Below are 21,054 nucleotides of genomic sequence, written 5' to 3' on the forward strand. Positions count from 1 at the left end.
ACCTTTTCACAGTAGAAAAATCAAGCATTTCCCCTTCAAAATCACCTAGTGTAACTGCGTTTATGACTAAAAATGGTTATTGGGTTCAAGCGCCGTTCTTGCGGTACGAAATGCAGGTGCGACTAAGACGACACTACGCCACGCAGCCCATACACTGACAATGGCAAAGGCACAACCCCAGACAAGCGCCGGGACCCACGTTGTGCTTGCGAGTATGGAGGCATCTCCTGCACGAGCAGGTGAAAAGAAACTTAATAACAAAAGATCAAACGCTGCACGAACGGAATCGACTAATAAGATTAAAATAAAGCAGAGGCTTACCCCCGCGCTCCACGATTTTCGCTGAGTAGAAAGAAGATAGATTAGTCCGATCAGCAGTACAGCTATCCAAATGATACCAAAGAGGTTGCGCACCCAGAACAAACCGCTAAGTAAGGCAATAAGACCTACGGACATTAAAATAAAATGATGTATTTTCTTTTTCCATAGCCACGAAAACAGGAGGAGTACAATCGACGAGCTGAGGTAGCCGGCAAGACTAACAACGATCACTGGCCAGCCAGAAGCAGTCCATGATCTCGTCAAGCCTGATAAATTTGCAAATAATTGAATGTCATTGACTTGCCCGCCTACAAGTAAAGCAGCGACAGCATGCCCACTCTCATGAACGAGTGTATTCCACGTGCGTAGAATCATTTGTACACCCGGAACATATAAAAGAATGAAGCAGACGAGACATATGAGAATGAGCTTCCAATTCATAGCTACCCCACCCTTCTTTTCCTTATTAAATCGTTATTTCTGTAATGTTCTCATAGCATCAGCCAGCTTTTTATAGGCAGCATATGGTCGTTCATATTGAGCTACAGCTGTAGCATTAGGGGAAATTTGCTCGGCATCACATCTGTCATCCTCTGGAAAAGGTGGATAACCAAGTGCTTGACGCGCTAACGCAGCCGCTCCTTTACTAGAGACGTCATGGTGTGAGGGCATAACTAGCGCTTTATTAAAAATATCTGCAAGCATTTGCGTCCAAAAATGCGAACGAACAAAGCCCCCATTAATATAGAGCTTTCCTTTTGCGGGAGAAAGCTCCCAAACGGCCTCCGCAACCATTTTCAGCTGAAATAGTACGCCTTCATATAAAGCCCGGCAGAAGTGGCTTGTTTCATGCCGTGAAGTCATTCCTAAAAAGCCACCTTGAAGCCCTGTCTCCCAAAATGGGGCTCGCTCGCCGTGCAAATACGGCAAACAGATCAGTCCCTCACAACCAGGTGGTACTTTTGCAGCCTCTTTTTCAAACCACAGATTAAGCTCTTCAGGTGTCCTGCCTTTTTTCGCTTCTTTAAAAAGATGATGCTTTGCCCATTGTAACACAATGCCACCATTATTCATTGCGCCACCAACGACCCAAGCATCTTCACTTAAATGATAACAAAACGTATGACCATTTTCATGTGTCACCGGGTGATCCAGCGTACAGCGAATGGCTCCACTCGTCCCGATGGTCATCACCATGTCATCATTTTTCGCACCAGCACCTAAATTTGCCAAAACACCATCTGTCGCCCCAAGGATGAAGGGAGTCTTCTCATTTAAACCTGTTTCTCTAGCAATGTCCTTTTTTAAACCACGTAGCACCGTTTTTGTCGGTTTAATGTCAGGAAGGTTGTGTGCAGAAATTTGAGCAGCCTGAAGCGCTTCTTTACTCCATTCTCTCTTCGTAAAATCATACAACCCAGTTGCAGAAGCCATGGACTCATCTGTCCAGCATACGCCAAAAAAGCAATAGAAAACATACTCTTTAATACTGATAAAACGGTCACCCGGTTGAAGTGTCCACGGTGCCTGTCCTTCTTGTATCCAAGCCATTTTCGTTAACGGAGACATCGGGTGTAAAGGAGTCCCCGTTTTTTTATATAAACTTAATCCTATACGCTCCTTTAAACGCTCTGTCGCTCCAGTCGAACGCTCATCTGCCCATGTCAAAAGAGGGCTTTTCGGTCTGCCTTGGCAGTCAATGATCATCAGTGAATGCATAGCAGCACTAAATGAAACTGCGCTAACCGCCTCTTCACTTAAGGAAGCTGACATCATGACTTCGTTTAACACTTGAATACAAGCTGCAACAATCTCTTCCGGTCGCTGCTCGGCGCTATGTGGAAGCGGATGCAACAGTGGATATGCCCGCTCAGCACGAGCAACGGTCCCTCCTAAATCATCGAACACAACGGCTTTCGTGCTTGTTGTTCCAATATCAACCCCAATAATGTACACGTGTTGCTCCCTCCTACAAAACCTTGCCGCTTTTTCAGATGATAAAAAGAGAGCGGGGTAATCACCGCTCTCCTTCAGCAAACGTTACATTGATAACCAATCGGTATGGAAGGTTCCTTCCTTATCCGTTCGGCGATACGTATGAGCACCAAAATAATCACGTTGTGCTTGTAAAAGGTTAGCTGGAAGCACAGCGCTTCTGTAACTGTCGTAATAAGCGAGACCGCTCGAAAGCCCTGGAACGGGTACTCCCTTCGTCACGCCGAGTGACACAACCTTTCTCCACGCATCTTGGTATTCGTCAATGATCCCCTTAAAATATTCATCAAGCAGCAAGTTTTTGATTTGAGGGTCACGATCATAGGCATCTTTAATGTTTTGTAAGAAGCCCGCACGAATAATACAGCCACCACGGAAAATCATCGCGATGTCGCCTAGCTTCAAGTCCCAGCCATATTCTTCAGAGGCTGCTTTCATTTGGGCAAAGCCTTGTGCATACGAACAAATTTTGCTGGCATACAATGCACGGCGAATCGCTTCAACCCATTCTGAACGGTCACCTTCCAGTGCTTCAGTAGCAGGACCTTGCAACACCTTACTGGCAGCGACACGCTCTTCCTTCATCGCTGAAATAAAGCGGGAAAACACGGATTCCGTAATAATGGATAAAGGTACTCCTAAATCGAGGGAGCTTTGACTTGTCCATTTCCCTGTCCCTTTTTGACCAGCTGTATCTAAAATGACATCGACAAGCGGTTGGTTTGTTTCAGGATCGACCTTTGTAAAGATATCCGCTGTGATTTCAATGAGATAGCTGTCCAATTCACCTTCGTTCCATTGTTTGAACGTGTCCGCCAATTCTTCAGCACTTAACCCGACGACATGTTTTAACAAATGGTACGCTTCGCAGATTAACTGCATATCGCCATATTCAATGCCGTTGTGTACCATTTTTACATAATGACCTGCACCATCTGGACCGATGTATGTAGAGCATGCATCATTTCCTACTTTTGCAGAAATGGCGGTTAAAATCGGCTCGATCATATCATATGCTTCTTTTTGACCACCTGGCATAATGGACGGTCCTTTAAGTGCTCCTTCTTCTCCACCGGATACACCCGTACCGACAAAGTTAATGCCATGTTCAGACAGCATTTGGTTCCGGCGGCGTGTATCTTCGAAATAGGCATTTCCACCATCAACGATAATATCCCCTTGATCTAACAATGGGATCAACTGATCGATCGTCGCATCAGTCCCTTTTCCTGCTTGAACCATAATGATGATTCGACGTGGCTTTTCAAGGGATTGGACAAAATCGGCAAGCTCTTTATATCCAGTCACATTTTTATCAGACGCTTCATTCAGTAGCGCTTCTGTTTTTGCATACGTACGGTTATATACAGCGACATCGAAACCTCTTGATTCAATATTTAAAGCCAGGTTTTTCCCCATGACCGCTAACCCAATGACACCCACATGCTGCTTTGCCATACCTGTCATCCTTTCTCGATTTAAAGTGCTCACTTATATTCATATATCATTGTAATACGAGACCCGTGTCCGCGCAACAAAAGCAAGTGTGTTTTTAATTAGTACATTCGGTCAGAAACAGCCTTCGCCGTTTGGTTCCGAGAACGTAGGGCAACATCACCTATCCGCATTGCTACACCGACGGCAAGAATATCGATAATGGCAAGCTGGGCAATCTTACCTGAAAGCGAGCCACCTTGAAGCGGGTTTTCACGTGCTGTCATAAGCAGCTCGATATCGGCAACCTTCGTAATCGGAGATTTTGCGTTACTCGTAAGACAAATGATTCTTGCACCAGCTTCTCTAGCCAGTTCGAGGTGTCTGACCGTATCTTTTGTGCTTCCTGAAATGGACAGGCCAACAGCGACGTCTCCCTTAGTCAGACCGGCAGCAGCCATTGCCTGAAAATGCGAATCTTGCTGAACTTCACATTCCTTACCAATTCGGGAAAAGCGATGAGCTGCATCTTGTGCCGTTAAACCTGAAGCACCGACGCCGAAAAACATCACTTTTTTTGCTGTAATCAATGTGTCAATTGCTGCTTCAACATGAGCTGACGATAAAAGATCGACTGATTCTTGTAAATTGTGTCCTTGTGCTGCAATTAATTTTTGAGAAAGGGTATGAACATCATCATCCATACTCACGTCGTCATGGAGCTGGCGAGAGGGATTTACGAGATCTTGAGCTAGCGACAATTTAAAATCTTGAAAACCAGAAAAACCAAGCTTACGGCAAAATCGTAAAACCGTCGTCTCACCTATATTGACTTTTTCAGCCAATTCTGTCACTGAACAATAGATCACGTTCTCTGGGTGATCCAAAATATAGCTGGCTGCTTTTACTTCTGTTTTAGTAAATGCGTTCATATGACTACGAATTTTTAATAATGTGTGCTGGTAATCAGCTTCACCTGTCATCACTTTGCCTGCCCTTCCTCGTCAAATGTTGTTTTACATGATGGGACACGATAAACGTTACTTTAGTGTAACAATTCGACTATTTTTGCGCAACTGTCCTATATGAATAGACACTCTTTCCCTTTAATTCAAAGAAGCGCTTAACAAACTTCATGAAGGGTGATAGAGTTAACAAAGATATAAACGAAGGAGAGACATCTATTGTGCAGCATGCTATAGCTCAAAAAAAAACAACTTATAATGTGCTCTGGCTCATTGCCTTAGCGCATCTTTTTAATGATACATTACAAGCTGTCGTTCCAGCGATGAACGTTATTTTTCAATCCTCTCTAGGACTAAGTTATACACAAATTGGCTTCATTACTTTTACATTAAATCTGACAGCTTCGGTCATTCAGCCGGTTGTCGGTATCTATACTGATAAGCGTCCCGCACCGTTCGCCCTTCCTTTAGGACAAGCTTCAACATTGATTGGAATGGTCGTTCTTGCCTTCGCACCCTCATATATTTGGATTATTATTGGCGTCATCTGCCTAGGGATTGGCTCAGCTGTCTTCCATCCGGAAGGGGCCCGTGTCGCTCATATGGCTTCTGGTCCGCGCCGGGGTCTGGCCCAATCAATTTATCAAGTCGGCGGGAATGCCGGTCAGTCTCTTGCTCCTTTGATCGTTGGCTTATTGTTAACAATCGGACAACGTGGCGCCATGTGGTTTGCCCTCGTTGCCCTAGCATCAGTGATCGTCTTAATGTATGTATCGCGATGGTCGAGCCAGCGGATGGCTGAAACATCTACATCAGACGTGAAGGGTATTAAAACTAAAGAGCTGCCCCCAATTACACGATGGATGAAATGGGGACTCATTCTATTAATCATCATGGTATTTACACGCTCTTTTTACCATGCAGCTTTTTTAAATTATTATTCATTTTACCTCATTCATGATTATGGCTTAGATAAACAAACAGCGCTGATGTACCTTTTTATCTTTTTAGCAGCTGGTGCTGTTGGTACCTTTTTAGGCGGTCCAATTGCTGACCGATTTGGTCATAAAAGTGTCATCGTCTTTTCTATTTTAGGTGCTTTACCGCTAGCACTTGTGACACCATATTTATCGACTAATTGGCTCGTGCCTGCGCTTGCAATGAATGGTTTTATTATTTTATCAAGCTTTTCCGTGACGGTGGTCTACGCCCAAGAGCTTCTGCCTGGTCGAGTAGGGCTCGCTTCAGGATTGATTGTCGGTCTTGCATTCGGTATGGGCGCTCTTGGCGCAGCGGTGTTAGGGTGGTTTGCCGATATCACATCCCTTAAAACGATGATTCAAGCAGTATCATTTTTGCCAATCCTCGGCTTTGCTGCTTTGTTACTTCCGTCCGATCGCCGTTTATTGGAAATGAATTTATCTTCACAGACACATATTTCTTCATAACAATTAAGGAGGCACTTCAGGTGGAGCAATGGATGAACTCAAACGCACGAGAAATTGAAATCTCTGGGATTCGACGTTTCTTTAATAAAGTCGCTGATGTCCCCGAAGCGATTCAATTAACGATCGGTCAACCCGACTTTCCTACGCCAGATGTCGTCAAAGAGGCAGCGATTGAAGCTATACAAGGCAATCAAACAACGTATACTGCGAATGCCGGCATTCTCCCTCTTCGCCAAGCGGTTTCGCAACATGTCTCGACTTATGGATTATCCTACGACCCTATAAGCGAAATTATTGTCACAACAGGGGCCAGTCAAGGTATTGATGTTGCCCTTCGTTCGTTGTTAATTCCTGGTGATGAAGTAATTTTACCTGCTCCTGTCTATCCAGGCTACGAGCCGATTATCCGGATGTGTGGTGCAACACCGCGTTTTATCGATACACGCAACACCGGGTTTGTGTTACAGCCAGAGCAAGTGCTGACAGCAATCAATCATAAAACAAAGGCGCTCATTCTTCCCTACCCTTCAAATCCTACAGGGTGTCAAATGACAGCAGCTGAGCTCACGAAATTAGCCGACGTCTTAGCTGATCAAAATATCTTTGTGCTTTCCGACGAAATTTACAGTGAGCTCTGTTTTGCGGCTCCCCACGCATCGATTGCCTGCGATCCAAGAATGAGAGAAAAAACGATTGTCATTCAAGGCGTTTCGAAAAGCCATGCGATGACGGGGTGGCGTATCGGCTTCTTGCTCGCTCCAGAGCCTTTAGCAAAGCATATGTTAAAAGTACATCAATACAATGTGTCGTGCGCCTCTTCCGTCAGTCAGCATGCCGCCTTAGCCGCACTGACAAAAGCCCCTGATGCACCGAAGCAAATGCGACAGGCGTATGAGACACGCGCGGCCTTTGTGACTGAGGCATTAGATGAGATGGGCATACCGTATGTGCGACCAACGGGGGGATTTTACGTCTTTTGTGACATTCGCCAGTTCGGTCAAGATAGTGAGACGTTTTCCAGCCGTCTGCTATACGAACATGGACTCGCCTTAATCCCAGGCACCGCCTTTTCGTCCTACGGAGAAGGGTTCCTTCGTCTATCCTTTGCCTACAGTATGGAGCAACTACAGGAAGGACTTGCTCGGCTGAAAAATTTCGTTTCGACATTGGTTTAAGTGTAAGACTTTCTATGAACGATGACCATACTCATACGAGAGCAGTCTTGGGAGAGAGAAGGTCTACTCTTATGAATGAGCTAACATTTAAACATTTAATAGTAAAAACGCTCAGAATTGAAGTGCACCCCAAAAGTGAGAGTCATAAACTACTTTTAGGTGTCACTTCAATTTTCATCTGAGCGTTTTTCGAGTTGACTTTAACATTTTCACATCATTTATCTAACTGATTTAAATCGATGACAATCGGATCAAGCTCAATTTCGGTATGGCCTTTTCCGTAATTAAGACTTGCAATTTGAATAGGCTGAATAATAAGCTTGCTAGCTCCCTCTTGAATTGTACCAAACTCATCGGTTCCATTGAGTCAGTTAGAAGAAGAGATTGTCTATTGTTTTATGAACGGATTAGAAGTGTAAAATGTCTCGAGAACATTCCTAAGTTGGTCACAAACTGATGATGAATCGATATATGATGCTGATGTTTACCCCTACTAAGGGCGAGAACTCTTGCAAAACCATTTAGCCGATCGCCCATTTTAAAAAAACCCTTCCCAAAGCAGTCGATGATATGCCTCTTTAATGAGCTAGGCTTTCTTTTCACCTGCTTGCTAAGAGGGATGGATATCACTGCGATGAGAAGGACTTTTATTGTGCAAATGTCTTATAAAGTGTAAATATGCAGGAGAAACCAAATGTCAGTAGAGCTTTGATAAGAAAACTTGTGCGGCTCGTTAACTGTCTTCAGACGAGTTCTTTTCCGGTTGTTCAATGGGAAGACGAATCGTAAACACCGTGCCTTCTCCTTCTTCACTCTCTAACTGAATTTGACCGTGATGCCTGGCAACGACTTCCTTGACAATCGACAATCCTAGGCCAGTCCCTTTGTTCTTCCGCTCGCGGCCTCGATCTACCTTAAAGAAACGCTCCCATACAAGAGGCTTGTCCTTTTCCGAAATGCCAATTCCGGTATCGGTCACGGTGATCACAATATCTCCCTCATCTCGGTTCGCTTCTAACGTAATCGTACCGTTGGTTGTAAACTTATTGGCATTTTTAATTAAATTATTAAACACTTGTTCGAGACGATCCTGATCTCCTTCTATTTTTGGAATGTCATCCCCTACATGAATGAATAATTCGTTGCCTTGCTCTTTTAACAAGCTTTCAAATGAAAAACTTAAACGACCGAGCAATTTTTGCAGTTGGACAGGATGCATTTGAAATTCAATATCATCGTTTTGCAATTTGACGAGGTCCATTAAATCATCAACGAGACGGGTCATATACATCGTTTCCTGATACATGACCTTGTAGTATTTACTTCTTCCTTCTTCAGAAATCAACCCATCTTGCAAAGCTTCTAAAAAGCCTTGCAATGCTGTCAGCGGTGTACGGAGTTCATGAGACGCATTCGCCAGGAAATCGGTGCGAATTTGATCAAGTCTCGCTCTTTCCGCTTCAGTCATTTGTAGCCTCGTAGAAATATGGTTAATCGTCTCCGCTAACTCGCCAATTTCATCGCCGGAACGAACATTTAGTTTTTCACTATAATCGCCGACGCCGATCTTATTAGCGACGCGTTCGATTTGTCGTAAAGGACGAGAGATTGACCATGAAAACGAGCTGACCATCGCTGTTGAAATGATTAACCCGAGTAAAATCGCCCATAAAATCGTTTCACGTATATGACCAATTGTTTGATTTAAGCCGTTGACCGGAGAATGAAGCACGATGCCACCATAAATACTCTCTCCTTCACCCCACGGGACAACAACCGACAGCATCGGCTCATTTAGCCCTTTAAATGACAGCTCTTGAACAGGTGGCGTTCGTCCTTGCATTACTTCTCTAACAATATCCCGACTGACAGATTTACCGACTGACACTTCGTTAGGTGTCGACGTAGCAATAATGTCTCCACCTGGACCAAACACCCAGATACGGGTATCAAAAGAACCATCAAGCATTTGGAGCATGTTATTCATTTCTGGACCTGGCTCCATCGTTTGAATAAGTAAGTTCACTCGCGCTGCTTTCCTCATCATGCCGTCTTCTGTCATATCATACATATAATTTTTCATCGTGATCGACATCATAAAACCGACAGCACCAAAGCCAGCTAATATGACAATAAAGTAACTAAATAAAAGGCGTCTAAACAAATTTTTGTTAAAATGACCGACTAATTTTCCACCTCGAATTTGTACCCCACTCCCCACACAGTATGTATACAGTCTTTTTGAATCGGTGTTCTCAGCTTTTGCCGCAACTTTTTCACATGAACATCAACCGTACGGATGTCACCAATAAAATCATAACCCCACACCTGCTCTAGCAACTGTTCCCGTGTAAACACACTGCCAGGTGATTTAGCCATGAAGGTCAGTAGATCAAACTCTTTCGGACGCAAGGTAATTTTCTCTCCACCAGCAATCACTTCACGTCTTTGTAAGAAAATGGATAAATTTTTAAAACGCAAATCTTCTGGCGGGGCTTCTTCACTTTTTCCTGGCTGACGCGGCTGCATTCTGCGAAAAATCGCTTTAATGCGCGCCATAAGCTCCCGCGGCGAAAATGGTTTTGTAACATAATCATCAGCGCCCAGTTCAAGCCCTAACACTCGATCAAACTCTTCATTTTTAGCCGTCAGCATAATGATGGGCGTATCGTATCTTTTTCTAATTTCACGGCAGGCATCATAGCCATCCATGATCGGCATCATCACATCGAGAAGAATGACATCAGGTGCTGCTTTCTCCACCTGCGCTAAAGCTTCTTCTCCATTATTTGCAGTCACAAGTTCTATATTCTGTGTTTCGAAATAAAGACGAATGATCTCTAAAACGTTTGGATCATCATCGGCAACGAGCACTTTAAAACCATTCATTTAGACTCCCCCTCTATCGCTTTCATAGCTGCAAATCACCACCAACAAAGGCGTTGGGAAGTGCTTTTTATTGATTGTATCATATTTGCGCTATGATGCTTTTAAGGTGGTTTATCAAATTTCTTCACAATTTTCGCTTCAAGCAAACCATTCCTGTCCCCCATCTAAGCAAAAAAAGACCAGCCACAAGGGCTGGTTTCATATATATGTTCGTTCAGGGGGGAGGGAGAAAATCTTGATTAAGCGTGAATCATATCCTTCACAATCATAGACTTACGATTCTGTGTCCGTTTCAGAATCAGCGTCTTCTTCAGCACCTTCTTCTTCTGCTACAGCGTCATCTGCTGCATCTTCACTGTCTGCGTCTTCAGCATCTTCAGTTTCTGAATCAGCTGCTGCGTCTTCAGTACCTTCAGCATCTGCATCAGTTGCTGTGTCTTCAGTACCTTCTTCTTCAGTAGCTGCGTCAGTGCCTTCAGTTTCAGCATCTGCTGGTACTTCTGTGTCCGCTTCAGTACCACCTGCAGGCTCTTCGCCACCACTAGAGCAACCTACCAAAAGACCAAATGCAAGTAAAGCTGAAGATAAAGTAATTTTCTTATCCATATTGAAACTTCCTCCTTCAATCCAAACCTAACTTAATTTGTGCTTTTCTATCGAGCACATTTATACTGTACCGCAGAAAGATAACCAATCTATTTTCAAAAAAGATCTTTTTATGAACATTTATGAAAAAAGTGTGTCCATTGCCATTTGAAGAAAAAGCAGTTTATAGGTTGATGACATCGGAAAGATAAATATAGAAACAATTTTTGAATTTACAAGAGGAGGCAACATCCATATGAAGAAATATAGCGTAGTACCAAATAAGGAGGTTAATGGTTGGTTTGTTAAGATAAAGGATATAGCACCGACAGAGCACTATGATACACAGAGCGAAGCGGTTGCAAAAGCAAAAGAGCTAGCTAAAAATAACACACCTAGTCAAATCGATATTCTTAATGAAGAACACAACATTACAGAATCGCTCTATTATAATTGATAACGTTCTATAAGAGTGTAGGCAAAGACGAAGCAACTTTGTCTACGCTATTTTTTAGAAAAAAATTTAAAAATAAAAGAGCACCTTAGCATCTTATACTATCTTATCATATGATGAGTAACAATCGTGACAGTTTTGTTAAAGTTTTGTTGATTATTTCTTTTGTGTAAAAATTAATGATATAATTCGTTTGAAAATTTATTTATTAAGCATCGTAATTGATATCTGAAGGAAAAGGATGATCGTCAAATGAGAAGAAGAAGAAACTTGTCTTTTAAGGAACTAGTTTCAGAAAATAAAGAGTCGCTTTTACTTGATAAAGAAGAGATGGAACGACTGGAAAAGCGTTTAGAAGACAAAGCAGCGAAGTATAATACGAATAAAACGGGATAAAAGCGTCTTGATTCCCAAAGGGGTAATCGACTATAAAACGACTAAATATATTTCGGCTTTTTTCAATGGCTCGTCGAATTTTTCGCAATCGGGAGACAATGAAGACTCTTGCAGAGACAGTGAAAGAGAAGCAGCAAATGAATGGGCAGCCTCCTCTCATTGACTCGGTAAAATATAAGCTCCGTCTTGGGACAGAACTACTCATGGCTTATGTAAAAAAAGAGTATACAGCAGTGCCTGTCAAATCAATGATCGCATTGATTGCAGGTCTTCTCTATTTTGCCATGCCGCTCGATGTCATTCCGGATTTTATTTTGCCGATCGGTTTTTTAGATGATGCAACCGTCCTGTTATTTGTGGCCAGAACCTTTAATAAAGACTTAAAGAAGTTTGAAGCTTGGAAACAGGAGCAAAGTGAACGAATTGAAGATGAGGAAAAGTAACGCAACTCAGCATTCTATCTGAGTTTTTGGCGCTCTAGGTGATCGTCTTCATTTTTTGCTCATTCATTAACTGACAAGCTTTTTCATCAAAGCACCGAATATATCGGTGTTTTTTTGTTATCTAACACCACTTCAACACTTCCCTTAAATATTTGTAAATGTCTCCCTTTTCTTCACTTCTTACCTTACTTTTTTGCTACACTAAATGTATCTTTTTTTAAATAGGAGGTCATTCCGATGAACCAGCCTTTAATTATTGCACACCGAGGTGCTTCTGCTAGTGCACCCGAAAACACTTTGGCTGCTTTTACAAAAGCTGTTGCTGATGGTGCAAATGCAATTGAATTAGATGTTCATTTAACAAAAGACAATGAGCTTGCTGTAATCCACGATGATACAGTTGACCGGACGACAAACGGTACGGGGCTCGTTGGCCAAATGACTCTCGCTGAGCTTCAGGAGTTGGATGCCGGTTCATGGTTTTCAGATGATTTTCAAGGTGAAAAAATCCCTTCTCTCACCGAAGTCTTTGCCGCACTGCCATCTACAGTCGTCGTCAACGTCGAAATTAAAAATGTGCCTTGCTATTATGAAGGCATCGAAGCACGTCTTGCTGAAGTAATCTCAAAAACACAGCGTTGGGAAACGACCGTTGTTTCATCATTTGATCATAACTGCCTCCAGACTTTAGCAGGCATTGCGCCTAACGTAAAGCTCGGCCTTCTTTATGCGATGAATGCTGTTCACCATGATAAGCTTCCGCAAACATTGGACGTGCCCGTATATAGCCTGCACCCGATGTTTAAGGCGATCTCGAAAACGGCAATCAAAGATGCCATGGATGCAGGGTATCAAGTATACCCTTGGACCATTGATGCAACGGATGACTTGTCGTATTTTATTGAAGCAGGCGCATCTGGTCTGATCACGAATGTGCCTGCTAAAGCTTTCTCACTGTTAAACAGCTAGTTTACATGTTTAACATTTGGACATGTCGTGAATACAACTTGTGAAACTTATTTACAGGAGGTATTCATCATGTCTAAGCCATATGTACGTGAATATAAGGATGACAAAGTGTTAGTTGAAGATGTCAAAGACTTAAAAGACCGAGGCGTTCGTGCCGAGGATGTGTACATTCTCGCACATGACGAGGAACGTACCGAACGTGTCGCAGAAAATGCCGATGCCAATACGATTGGCTTGCGTGAACAAGGTCTGACTGATTTTACAAGCAATATTTTCAAGAAAAAAGGCGATGAGCTTCGCAATAAAATGATGGAAATTGGCTTTTCCCAGCAAGAAGCTGAGATGTATGAAGAAAAAATGGATCACGGCTCATTATTTGTCTTCGTAACAGATACTGAAAAAGCGGCTCATTGGTCGCCGCATCAATAAGATCATTTTAAAAGACGGCGGATGTAAAACCCGCCGTCTTCCTATGTTTAAAATGGCATCCACTGTCTTTAATTCCAAGCGTTTGTTCACTTTGCGCCGAAGCCGAATTAGTTAGTTTTGTCGGCAAGTCAAAACGACTTTCTTCAAAGATTAGAGGATGAGTTTGTCGCCTTTTCTTTCCGTTTTTTCTTGCTTATCGATCGTTTAAATGCCGATGCAAGCGCATAAGAATAACAACTGCTTCTTAAGCATAGATTGTTCCTTCACGGTTGATGCTGGTGTAAACTGAGACGACCGCCTTTTTTCAAGCGATGCTCAGCGTTTGTAGAAACGTTAAACAATCGACTCGCTAGGTTGAGATTTCTGACGAAGCACTGCAGTCTTGACATCTGTGAATCTCAATGTCAACCTCTTCTTCAAATGCGCCGACAGGAATGTAAATGCTGATCTCATCGTCTAAGCTCACTTCTCCGCTTGCCCCTCTAAATGACTTGGTCGATTCGCTAACCTATAAAAAAGTACCCAAACTCATTCCTTTATCACAATATATTTATTTAAAAATTCTCTTTGGGCTACCAATATCCTGCTTTTCTAAAAACAAATATAGGCGGTTATATTCAAAATGCTAGCGCCCTTAATGGTCGAATCACGTTACCCTAAACCTAAATCCGTTGACTTTCGAGTATGACACAAACGTCTCTTTCTATGTAAAAAATCGATCTTTGGGTATCCTTTGCCACTGATCTGTGCAACCTCGGATCACTCTTTAAATTTTACCATTCAAGTAGGCTCATAGGATGATAGACCTTCGTCTCAAAATACCAAAAATACACATCCAACCCCTCTCTTTTTCTAAAATTTTGCTATAATATGCTAGGATTTCTTCTACGGAGGCGCTGATTTATGATCTTCCGAAACTTCGTATTTCTAACAATTTTACTATTTTTGCTGATGGGATGTCAGAGTGCTGGTAATGCCATTAATTCTTCGGGAGCAGGTGTATTTATGTTCCCTTTTAATGCCGATACGACAACTCGCGCGGAAGCTGAACAAACAGTAAGCGAATGGGTGGATGAAGCAAATGAGACTGCTGGTATATCTCAAGCAGAGTTGGTTCGAACGGTGGAAACGCCTGAGCAAATTGAAGTTGTGGTCTCTTTTCAGCGTTTTAGCCAATTATCATCCAGTAGCTTCCTCATTCCTCTGATCGATTTTGCGACAGTGTATGAAAATGATAGTAAAGCGCTGCTTTCTCAGACGAAGCAAGCGCCAGAAAACGACTGGACGGTGTTGCACGTTGAACAACTGGGTCTTCAACCTGAAACGCTTTCGGTCGCTGGTCAGGTCATGGCTGTGAATGGTGGTCAGCTACTAAACGAAACAACTGTCACGCTTGATCAACAGCCGACAACGATACTCTTTGCGCCAGACGTCCAATTTTCGTTTTCCCCAGTGTGGATGGGGCTTGGGGCTTCAGCACTAACTGGGCTGCTCTTCTTCTTCATCAGCCGCTTGTGGAAGCGAAGGAGGATTCCTGCATGAAATATAAACACCAACTTGTCTTACTAAGTTGTCTTATTGTGACGGCTTGTACGACGCAAGAGACAGGATCGAAGGACACCTATTTCCAAAAACAGCTAGTCGAAGCTGAACGCGCCCTTCACTCTCTTGATTTTTCACGAGCAGAAACGATCTATCAGGAATTGCTCACCATTGATCCAGAAACGTTGTCATATGCTCAGGGACGGCGAAACGTTGTCGAACGGCGACTGAACGAAACCAACCTGTTAAGCGAACAAATTACAGGTGATATTCAAAACGAATTAAGCGAAAAAGAATTAGAGCAACTAATGGCTTGGAATGAAGCACTGTCTCGTCTAAAAAACGAAGCGCATTCATTGCAGGTCGCTCAAGCGTCACCCAATGTGTCTGAATTGACAGCACTCTATCGTGAGATTGATGAGCTTCGTAAGGAAGCAGCAGAACTTCCGACCGCTTCGTTATTAAAAGGTGTCGAAGATGTCAAAAAAACCGTACATTCTCACGTGCAAACCGCTCTGATCGACCCATTGACAAAAGACATAAAAGCAGCCATGGCTGAAGACCGGCTTCAAGACGCTCATGCATCTTTACAGCAGCTGCAAGATGTCGAAAAGGCATTCCCTGAACTCGCTCGCGCTGCTTATGAAACGCAATGGACTGATTTTGCGATGTATCGAGCTTCCTTCTTGCTTGAACCAGGGACATTTACAAAACAACAGCAAACAATTTTTGAAAATAGCCAGCTTGGCCAAGTTGATTTTCTTGGTGTCGGGCAAACTGCCGATCAACCTTTGTTGTATTTCTCCATTGAAGGACCAATGGCGCGATGGGCGGATAAACTTCCCATAAAAGCTGAAGCCCGTTTGCAAAATGGCTCGTCCGTTGTAAGCACGGAATGGACCACTTATCATACCGACACAAACAAATCGTTGGCAACAGCGACACTTAAAGGGATAAATAACACTGACGACATTCAACAGCTGGATTGGTCGTGGCCGATTAGTGACGCCTCTTTAGAACCTGTCGCTTTAATATCTGGAGCGAATGACGCAAAAAGTCCTGTCGTTCACCGTATGGAAACAGGCAAACATGACTTAAACGCTCAGCTGAACAACGAAGCTTACAGTATTCGGTTTCATTCTTATCAAGCCGATGGCCAAACGCTTACAATCTCGGGAACGATCGATGCAAAACAACATTTAAACGAGACAAAGACCATCTACGTTCATTTGGCAGGTACAGATTTATTCACGCAAAAAAGTCTTCCTCTTTCTGTAGCTGCAGGAACATCAACAGGTTTTTCCGTGTCATTTCCCTTTGACAAAAATCTCTCTGAACACCATAAGCTGTTAAAATGGACCATTGATGACATCAGTACCACATTAAGCTTAAAAGAGGGCCGCTTCGTTTCTTTACCAGAAGAGCCACTTGTCGACCAGCCCTGGCTGTCGAGGACACCTTATCAAAAAATCGATGGCCTGGATGAGAAACAAGGGCGCTTTCTAACCGATGTGAACGGTACCGTGTGGGGCAATGCGATTGCGGTAAGTACGAACACACCCGAAACAATACCTACATTCGATGTCATTGCTTCACCAAATCAACGCGTTTGGAAGGGACAAGTCATCGTCGACGAAACGACAGCGGGTAAAGGCTACGGTACAAGCCTCGTTACCTTTACTATCAATGGTGAAATCGTGAGACAAATTAAACTCGATGATCTGATCCAATCAGGCCAGTTCAATGTTCCGCTCACAAACGAACATCAAATACGTGTGACAGTAGAGCAGGAGAACGGGACCCAAGGATACCAGCAAATCCTGTTTACAGACAGTCTTCTTACTGAGAACACAACCGGCGAGGAGGGATAACGGTATGTCTGACAACAAATCTGGTCAAAAGCAGAAAAACGCTTCTGGTGACCCTACCGTTCTTCTTTCTGGTACAGCACACGACCAAGGTGACCGTCCAACCGAACTTCTTCATCATGAAAATGAGAAGTGGGGGCCTTCCGCTCAAAGCACACCACTGAAAGCCGCTGACGACACAGATCAACATTCAGACCGTCATGAAGTCACCTTTGATGACACGGTCCTGCTGGCAGACGACGATGACATCACTTTGATCGAAGATGTCGAGCCAGGAGATATCATTCACGAACGGTATATCATTCATGATGTTCTAGGACAAGGCGGTATGGGAAAGGTCTTTCTTGCGCAAGATTCGCTTAACGAGGACGCTTGGTATGCGATCAAGCAGTCGTCCATGCACCCCGTATTTTATCGTTCGTTTATCGATGAAGCGAAGATGCTGATGCGTCTTGAACACGAAAACCTGCCGCAAATGGTCGACTTTTTTTCAGACGAATCGATGCAAAAAGCGTGGCTCGTCATGGAGTATATTGAAGGACAAACATTGTACGAGCGGTTCGAAGCAGCTGGGCGACAAATGGAGGAGGACGACATCGTTCGGATCGCTCTCCAGCTCTGTCACGTGCTTGATTATCTCCACCATTCAAACGGAGAACCGATTATTTATCGTGATCTAAAGCCTGGTAACATCATGATCGATCCACAAGGACTGATCAAACTGATTGACTTTGGCATTGCGCGTGAATACAAAGCGGGACAAACACAGGATACTGTCCAAATTGGTACGGTCGGGTTTGCGGCGCCTGAACAATTCGAAGATAAACAGACAGATGAAAGAACAGACCTTTTCTCCCTTGGTGCGGTCATGTATTACCTCGCCACCGGTGGGAAGTACGTCTATGCCAATACGAGACAAACCAATCTATTAAGCGGGTTCGGCTCCCCTGAGCTTGAAAGCATCGTGAATCGGCTCGTGCGGATGAACCCCGCTGAACGGTATCGTAGCGCAAAAGACGTGCAAAACGACCTCTTTCTATTACATGGAGATCAAGGCACAACCCTGCTTGACGGGTCTAAACGTGCTGGTGTAAAAGCAGCACTCACGACCAATATGAACGTGACAAGCGTTCTTCTAGCCCTTTGCTCTTTTATTGCAGCCTTCGGTTTGGCCGCCTTATTCGCTTTTGGAATTGACGGCTCGACGATTAGAGATAGCTTCGGCCTCTCCCTCTTACAAAGCCTGTCGTTCGAGGGACAGACCACAGAGCTCTCCCATCAATTGATGACCGCTTGGTCGTTCAGCGTCTGGGAGGCACTCACTTGGCTGCATGGCGGTGCACTGGAGTTTTCTATCATTGGCGAGCAAACGCATACAAAGTTATCTTTTTCCATTCAGGTGATTTCTCTATTATTTTTGCAAGTGTGTGTACTGTTTACTTTGGCGCGGCTCGCCTATCGCTGGATGAGACGGCAAGGTCCAATGTTTTTAGCGCAAAAATGGCCCTTACTTCTATTATCTAGTATTTTGTACAGTCTACTCATCACCGTATATGCGTCGCTTTTTCACCCGACGTGGCAATATCGCGGTGACGAACTAGCGCTTAATCTGTCTGCATCAACCCCGGCTGTGGCCTTTTTTATGAAGAGTTTTCTTTTGGCCGTTGTCGCGCAAGGCTTTGGCATGCAAATTCATCGAGACATCCACTGGCCGGTCTGGTTTCACGCAATGCTCCGCAGTCTGCGTATCATTGGCCTTGGAATGATCGCCATCATGACAGGAATGATCGTACAGTACAGCTTAACTTCTTCTGTAAGCCACTATCATTCTGCCGTCGTGACTTGGGGAGAAATGTGGAGCCGGTCAGGCACCGATGTATGGTATTTTCTCCTCTGGCCAAATGTTCTGTTCCAACAAGTGTTTTACAGCCTGGGCGCCTCATTTCAAGCTTACGGAGAGCCGATCATTCATTGGCTCGGAGCAGCGTCTCCTTTTTCAGCCCATATCCTTTTAGGCATCTCTGCTGAAGCGCCGTCTTCCTGGATCACTGATATGACAATAGTGGTACAGCAAGCATGGCCACCATACGCCTTTTTAGCAGTGTCGCTCTTTTCTTTTTTTCAAATGCGCCATTTGCCAGCGCGGTTTCTTATAAGGATCGTCGGTGTATTGACCGTCGCCAGTGCTGGCATCGCCACGATGACGAGCCTGTCAGGGTACTCGGATGACGCAGACCTTTTCCTTGGTACGTCTCCATTGATGACCGGAATGGCGGTGTTCATCGTTTCAAGCGTGTTTTTAACAATCGTACATTGGCTCAGGAAATCGCAGCAGTCGTCCGTCGTTTAAAAAGAAAAGTGTTGTCCAAACGCAATGAATTTGCTGGACAACACTTTTTGTCGTTATCAATGAATGACAACCTCTTCCTCGGGTCACTTTTAGCTGATTGACTCCATTCGATGAAAAAGGATACATGGTACGCGGAATTTTCTTAAACGGCAATGATTCTAAATGAACTTTAGCAGCCCCAGGTGTATCTGCCTCATAAATGAGTCTTGTAAACCGTTGATATGCTGCTCGAAACGACGTGCACGCCTTATCAACAATGAGCTTGTAAAGGGTTGGTTCTATACCACAAGCTCGATAAAGCTGAGGATCACCATTTCCAAAAATATGATGAGAGACAAGTAAATCAATATAACCGATTTGTAGCACAGCGCTTAATCCGTTATGATTGACGATTCCTCGCCCAGCAGGTCCCTCTTGTATAAACGTCCCATCATGTAAAGATTTAACGTACGCCTCTACCTCAATCGTTTCATTCATTTGGTACAGTCATTGAAATTTATCTAAAAAGGGCCTATATTGGCGTTCAACTCAGATCGGTGATTCGGAATTTGTTCAATTGTTTCCCCTCTAAGTTTATAAAGTACAGAGAATCCAAGAAGCATATTTTCTTGATCCATTTACCCATCTATAATTAGAGAAAATGAAATTTGGCTCCAAACCCACTCCTTAAAAATGCGATCAACATATTTTTCGATCTCAAGGTCATCCATATCATCAGTGATTCGCATTTGCTCAAAAGTGAAAGTTTCCGTTACTCTTGTATCGTGCAAACCACATGAGAAAGTCACTTTTTTTTCTTCCATTACCCTACTCCTTTTACGTGCAAGTATAACCCTTATACTAAAAAAAGCATCGTTTATGGCAGTCAAGGCCAAACGATACTTTTTCATATGGCTATTATATTTTATATTAGGTAATAAGAATGAATCCACAGTTCCAACACCAGGACATACTATTTCAGTATGAGGTGTTTCACGATCAGTCATAATTCTAAAGCATACACTCGCAACTGACCCTCTACACTTGGTATCCACGTGTACTCGTTTTCTTCTTGTGTACCCCTCCGACAGTATATACAAATGTTTGAGTATCTAAGTATCCCCAAACCCTGCCCGATGTGATGATCTCAACACTAGGATTGGGCTGGCCCTTCAAATGACCATAGGATTTCATTAGAGTACGTGTTATGTCCAATTTGGAGCTTTCCACCTTCTTGCGAATCATAACGAAACAATAGCTGCCCTTCTTTTGAATCGCCTGGCTGAATTTAACCTTCTGGAACTGGTACTTCATTATAACCGTGTAGATTTTCTGCACGTAGTTCTGTTCTATTGCTAAGCATCCAAGCAGCAGCAATATCTTCAACCATTAACGAATCAGGTGATGTGTTTTCAAAGGTCACATCTGCGACGGCTAAAATAAGATCTTCAGGGAGTGTTTCACCATCAACATTTTCTTGAAACTCAACATTAGACACAGTCACTTTGTAAGAACCTATTGTCGACTGAATTTCACCCGTCTCCCCGAGCTCTAGCTCCAGTCGCCCTTCCCCTACGACTGGCTCTGAAGAACCTTGATCGTCTGCTTCGGATTCTCCGTTGCCTTTAGCTGTTTCTGCTTCATTGTCCTCTGCTGGACCTGTCTCAACCTCTCCAGCGGCTTCTTCCGTGTCAGCGTCGTCTGTCGGTTCTTCCGCTGGTTCGTTCCCACCGTTACAGGCAGATAAAATGCTGATCAGTAAGATAAAGGGGAGAAGCAGTTTAAACCGAGTATTTTTCAATGTTTTTTCAC

The 21,054-nt window shown here is 43.6% G+C and carries 20 protein-coding genes; 10 read left to right on the plus strand and 10 right to left on the minus strand.

The annotated features are described in order from the left end of the window. Window positions 1–66: 66 nt before the first annotated feature. The 4 genes from G4V62_RS05435 to G4V62_RS05450 form a co-directional block, all read right to left on the minus strand. Window positions 67–762 carry a M50 family metallopeptidase gene (locus G4V62_RS05435; protein ID WP_165199990.1) on the minus strand — a complete coding sequence of 232 codons (696 nt, stop codon included), beginning with the start codon at window positions 760–762 and terminating at the stop codon, window positions 67–69. Window positions 763–795: 33 nt separating this feature from the next. Then, window positions 796–2,277 (minus strand): gluconokinase, encoded by a 1,482-nt coding sequence (locus G4V62_RS05440; protein WP_165199992.1) that lies wholly within the window; start codon window positions 2,275–2,277, stop codon window positions 796–798. Window positions 2,278–2,361: 84 nt separating this feature from the next. Continuing rightward, a complete protein-coding gene (gnd, locus tag G4V62_RS05445; RefSeq protein WP_165200074.1) occupies window positions 2,362–3,783 on the minus strand; it encodes an NADP-dependent phosphogluconate dehydrogenase in 1,422 nt (473 codons plus the stop codon). An 89-nt stretch (window positions 3,784–3,872) separates the two neighbouring features. Further along, on the minus strand, window positions 3,873–4,733 hold the full coding sequence (locus G4V62_RS05450; RefSeq protein WP_165200076.1) for a MurR/RpiR family transcriptional regulator: 861 nt from the start codon (window positions 4,731–4,733) through the stop codon (window positions 3,873–3,875). A 203-nt stretch (window positions 4,734–4,936) separates the two neighbouring features. Here G4V62_RS05450 and G4V62_RS05455 point away from each other — a divergent pair, with 203 nt between their 5' ends. After that, window positions 4,937–6,163: an MFS transporter gene (locus tag G4V62_RS05455; protein WP_312855435.1), complete on the plus strand. Its 1,227-nt coding sequence runs from the start codon at window positions 4,937–4,939 to the stop codon at window positions 6,161–6,163. Window positions 6,164–6,183: 20 nt separating this feature from the next. Further along, the gene (locus G4V62_RS05460) at window positions 6,184–7,338 is read left to right on the plus strand and encodes an aminotransferase class I/II-fold pyridoxal phosphate-dependent enzyme (protein ID WP_165199996.1); all 1,155 of its coding nucleotides are present in this window, start codon (window positions 6,184–6,186) and stop codon (window positions 7,336–7,338) included. Window positions 7,339–8,071: 733 nt separating this feature from the next. On the opposite strand, the gene G4V62_RS05465 is transcribed toward G4V62_RS05460, so the two are convergent. The 3 genes from G4V62_RS05465 to G4V62_RS05475 form a co-directional block, all read right to left on the minus strand. Next, on the minus strand, window positions 8,072–9,559 hold the full coding sequence (locus tag G4V62_RS05465; protein ID WP_312855436.1) for a sensor histidine kinase: 1,488 nt from the start codon (window positions 9,557–9,559) through the stop codon (window positions 8,072–8,074). Further along, entirely contained in the window at window positions 9,523–10,227 is a 705-nt protein-coding gene (locus tag G4V62_RS05470) for a response regulator transcription factor (protein ID WP_165199998.1), read from the minus strand. Before G4V62_RS05470 ends, G4V62_RS05465 begins: the two co-directional genes overlap by 37 nt. Window positions 10,228–10,500: 273 nt before the next feature. Further along, the gene (locus G4V62_RS05475) at window positions 10,501–10,833 is read right to left on the minus strand and encodes a hypothetical protein (protein WP_165200000.1); all 333 of its coding nucleotides are present in this window, start codon (window positions 10,831–10,833) and stop codon (window positions 10,501–10,503) included. A 235-nt stretch (window positions 10,834–11,068) separates the two neighbouring features. Between G4V62_RS05475 and G4V62_RS05480 the strand changes: the two genes are divergently transcribed. The 8 genes from G4V62_RS05480 to G4V62_RS05515 all read left to right on the plus strand — a co-directional run bounded on the left by G4V62_RS05480 (window position 11,069) and on the right by G4V62_RS05515 (window position 19,263). Continuing rightward, entirely contained in the window at window positions 11,069–11,269 is a 201-nt protein-coding gene (locus G4V62_RS05480) for a DUF2188 domain-containing protein (RefSeq protein WP_165200002.1), read from the plus strand. 249 nt (window positions 11,270–11,518) lie between these two features. Beyond that, complete coding sequence (locus G4V62_RS05485) at window positions 11,519–11,662, plus strand: FbpB family small basic protein (protein WP_165200004.1); 144 nt, start codon at window positions 11,519–11,521, stop codon at window positions 11,660–11,662. A gap of 98 nt (window positions 11,663–11,760) precedes the next feature. Then, entirely contained in the window at window positions 11,761–12,105 is a 345-nt protein-coding gene (locus tag G4V62_RS05490) for a YkvA family protein (RefSeq protein ID WP_165200006.1), read from the plus strand. Window positions 12,106–12,342: 237 nt separating this feature from the next. Continuing rightward, on the plus strand, window positions 12,343–13,074 hold the full coding sequence (locus G4V62_RS05495) for a glycerophosphodiester phosphodiesterase (protein ID WP_165200008.1): 732 nt from the start codon (window positions 12,343–12,345) through the stop codon (window positions 13,072–13,074). A gap of 69 nt (window positions 13,075–13,143) precedes the next feature. After that, window positions 13,144–13,503 carry a YflT domain-containing protein gene (locus G4V62_RS05500; RefSeq protein WP_165200010.1) on the plus strand — a complete coding sequence of 120 codons (360 nt, stop codon included), beginning with the start codon at window positions 13,144–13,146 and terminating at the stop codon, window positions 13,501–13,503. 903 nt (window positions 13,504–14,406) lie between these two features. Then, window positions 14,407–15,045 (plus strand): hypothetical protein, encoded by a 639-nt coding sequence (locus G4V62_RS05505; protein WP_165200012.1) that lies wholly within the window; start codon window positions 14,407–14,409, stop codon window positions 15,043–15,045. Beyond that, the gene (locus G4V62_RS05510; RefSeq protein WP_165200014.1) at window positions 15,042–16,916 is read left to right on the plus strand and encodes a hypothetical protein; all 1,875 of its coding nucleotides are present in this window, start codon (window positions 15,042–15,044) and stop codon (window positions 16,914–16,916) included. The genes G4V62_RS05505 and G4V62_RS05510 overlap by 4 nt, the downstream gene beginning before the upstream one ends. A 4-nt stretch (window positions 16,917–16,920) precedes the next feature. Continuing rightward, window positions 16,921–19,263 (plus strand): serine/threonine protein kinase, encoded by a 2,343-nt coding sequence (locus G4V62_RS05515; RefSeq protein WP_165200016.1) that lies wholly within the window; start codon window positions 16,921–16,923, stop codon window positions 19,261–19,263. On the opposite strand, the gene G4V62_RS05520 is transcribed toward G4V62_RS05515, so the two are convergent. The 3 genes from G4V62_RS05520 to G4V62_RS05530 all read right to left on the minus strand — a co-directional run bounded on the left by G4V62_RS05520 (window position 19,213) and on the right by G4V62_RS05530 (window position 21,043). Beyond that, on the minus strand, window positions 19,213–19,740 hold the full coding sequence (locus tag G4V62_RS05520; RefSeq protein WP_165200018.1) for an MlrC C-terminal domain-containing protein: 528 nt from the start codon (window positions 19,738–19,740) through the stop codon (window positions 19,213–19,215). The genes G4V62_RS05515 and G4V62_RS05520 overlap by 51 nt on opposite strands. Window positions 19,741–19,880: 140 nt before the next feature. Next, complete coding sequence (locus tag G4V62_RS05525; protein ID WP_165200020.1) at window positions 19,881–20,066, minus strand: DUF7167 family protein; 186 nt, start codon at window positions 20,064–20,066, stop codon at window positions 19,881–19,883. 464 nt (window positions 20,067–20,530) lie between these two features. Continuing rightward, window positions 20,531–21,043: a hypothetical protein gene (locus G4V62_RS05530; RefSeq protein WP_165200022.1), complete on the minus strand. Its 513-nt coding sequence runs from the start codon at window positions 21,041–21,043 to the stop codon at window positions 20,531–20,533. Window positions 21,044–21,054: the final 11 nt, after the last annotated feature.

It is taken from the genome of Litoribacterium kuwaitense (assembly GCF_011058155.1).
Classification (GTDB): domain Bacteria; phylum Bacillota; class Bacilli; order Bacillales; family DSM-28697; genus Litoribacterium; species Litoribacterium kuwaitense.

Coding starts and splice junctions, on each gene's coding strand:
- G4V62_RS05500 (WP_165200010.1), top strand. CDS start 13,144: ATGTCTAAGCCATATGTACGTGAATATAAGGATGACAAAGTGTTAGTT.
- G4V62_RS05525 (WP_165200020.1), bottom strand. CDS start 20,066: ATGGAAGAAAAAAAAGTGACTTTCTCATGTGGTTTGCACGATACAAGA.
- G4V62_RS05495 (WP_165200008.1), top strand. CDS start 12,343: ATGAACCAGCCTTTAATTATTGCACACCGAGGTGCTTCTGCTAGTGCA.
- G4V62_RS05450 (WP_165200076.1), bottom strand. CDS start 4,733: ATGACAGGTGAAGCTGATTACCAGCACACATTATTAAAAATTCGTAGT.
- G4V62_RS05490 (WP_165200006.1), top strand. CDS start 11,761: ATGAAGACTCTTGCAGAGACAGTGAAAGAGAAGCAGCAAATGAATGGG.
- G4V62_RS05505 (WP_165200012.1), top strand. CDS start 14,407: ATGATCTTCCGAAACTTCGTATTTCTAACAATTTTACTATTTTTGCTG.
- G4V62_RS05480 (WP_165200002.1), top strand. CDS start 11,069: ATGAAGAAATATAGCGTAGTACCAAATAAGGAGGTTAATGGTTGGTTT.
- G4V62_RS05475 (WP_165200000.1), bottom strand. CDS start 10,833: ATGGATAAGAAAATTACTTTATCTTCAGCTTTACTTGCATTTGGTCTT.
- G4V62_RS05520 (WP_165200018.1), bottom strand. CDS start 19,740: ATGAATGAAACGATTGAGGTAGAGGCGTACGTTAAATCTTTACATGAT.
- G4V62_RS05470 (WP_165199998.1), bottom strand. CDS start 10,227: ATGAATGGTTTTAAAGTGCTCGTTGCCGATGATGATCCAAACGTTTTA.
- gnd (WP_165200074.1), bottom strand. CDS start 3,783: ATGACAGGTATGGCAAAGCAGCATGTGGGTGTCATTGGGTTAGCGGTC.
- G4V62_RS05485 (WP_165200004.1), top strand. CDS start 11,519: ATGAGAAGAAGAAGAAACTTGTCTTTTAAGGAACTAGTTTCAGAAAAT.
- G4V62_RS05435 (WP_165199990.1), bottom strand. CDS start 762: ATGAATTGGAAGCTCATTCTCATATGTCTCGTCTGCTTCATTCTTTTA.
- G4V62_RS05515 (WP_165200016.1), top strand. CDS start 16,921: ATGTCTGACAACAAATCTGGTCAAAAGCAGAAAAACGCTTCTGGTGAC.
- G4V62_RS05510 (WP_165200014.1), top strand. CDS start 15,042: ATGAAATATAAACACCAACTTGTCTTACTAAGTTGTCTTATTGTGACG.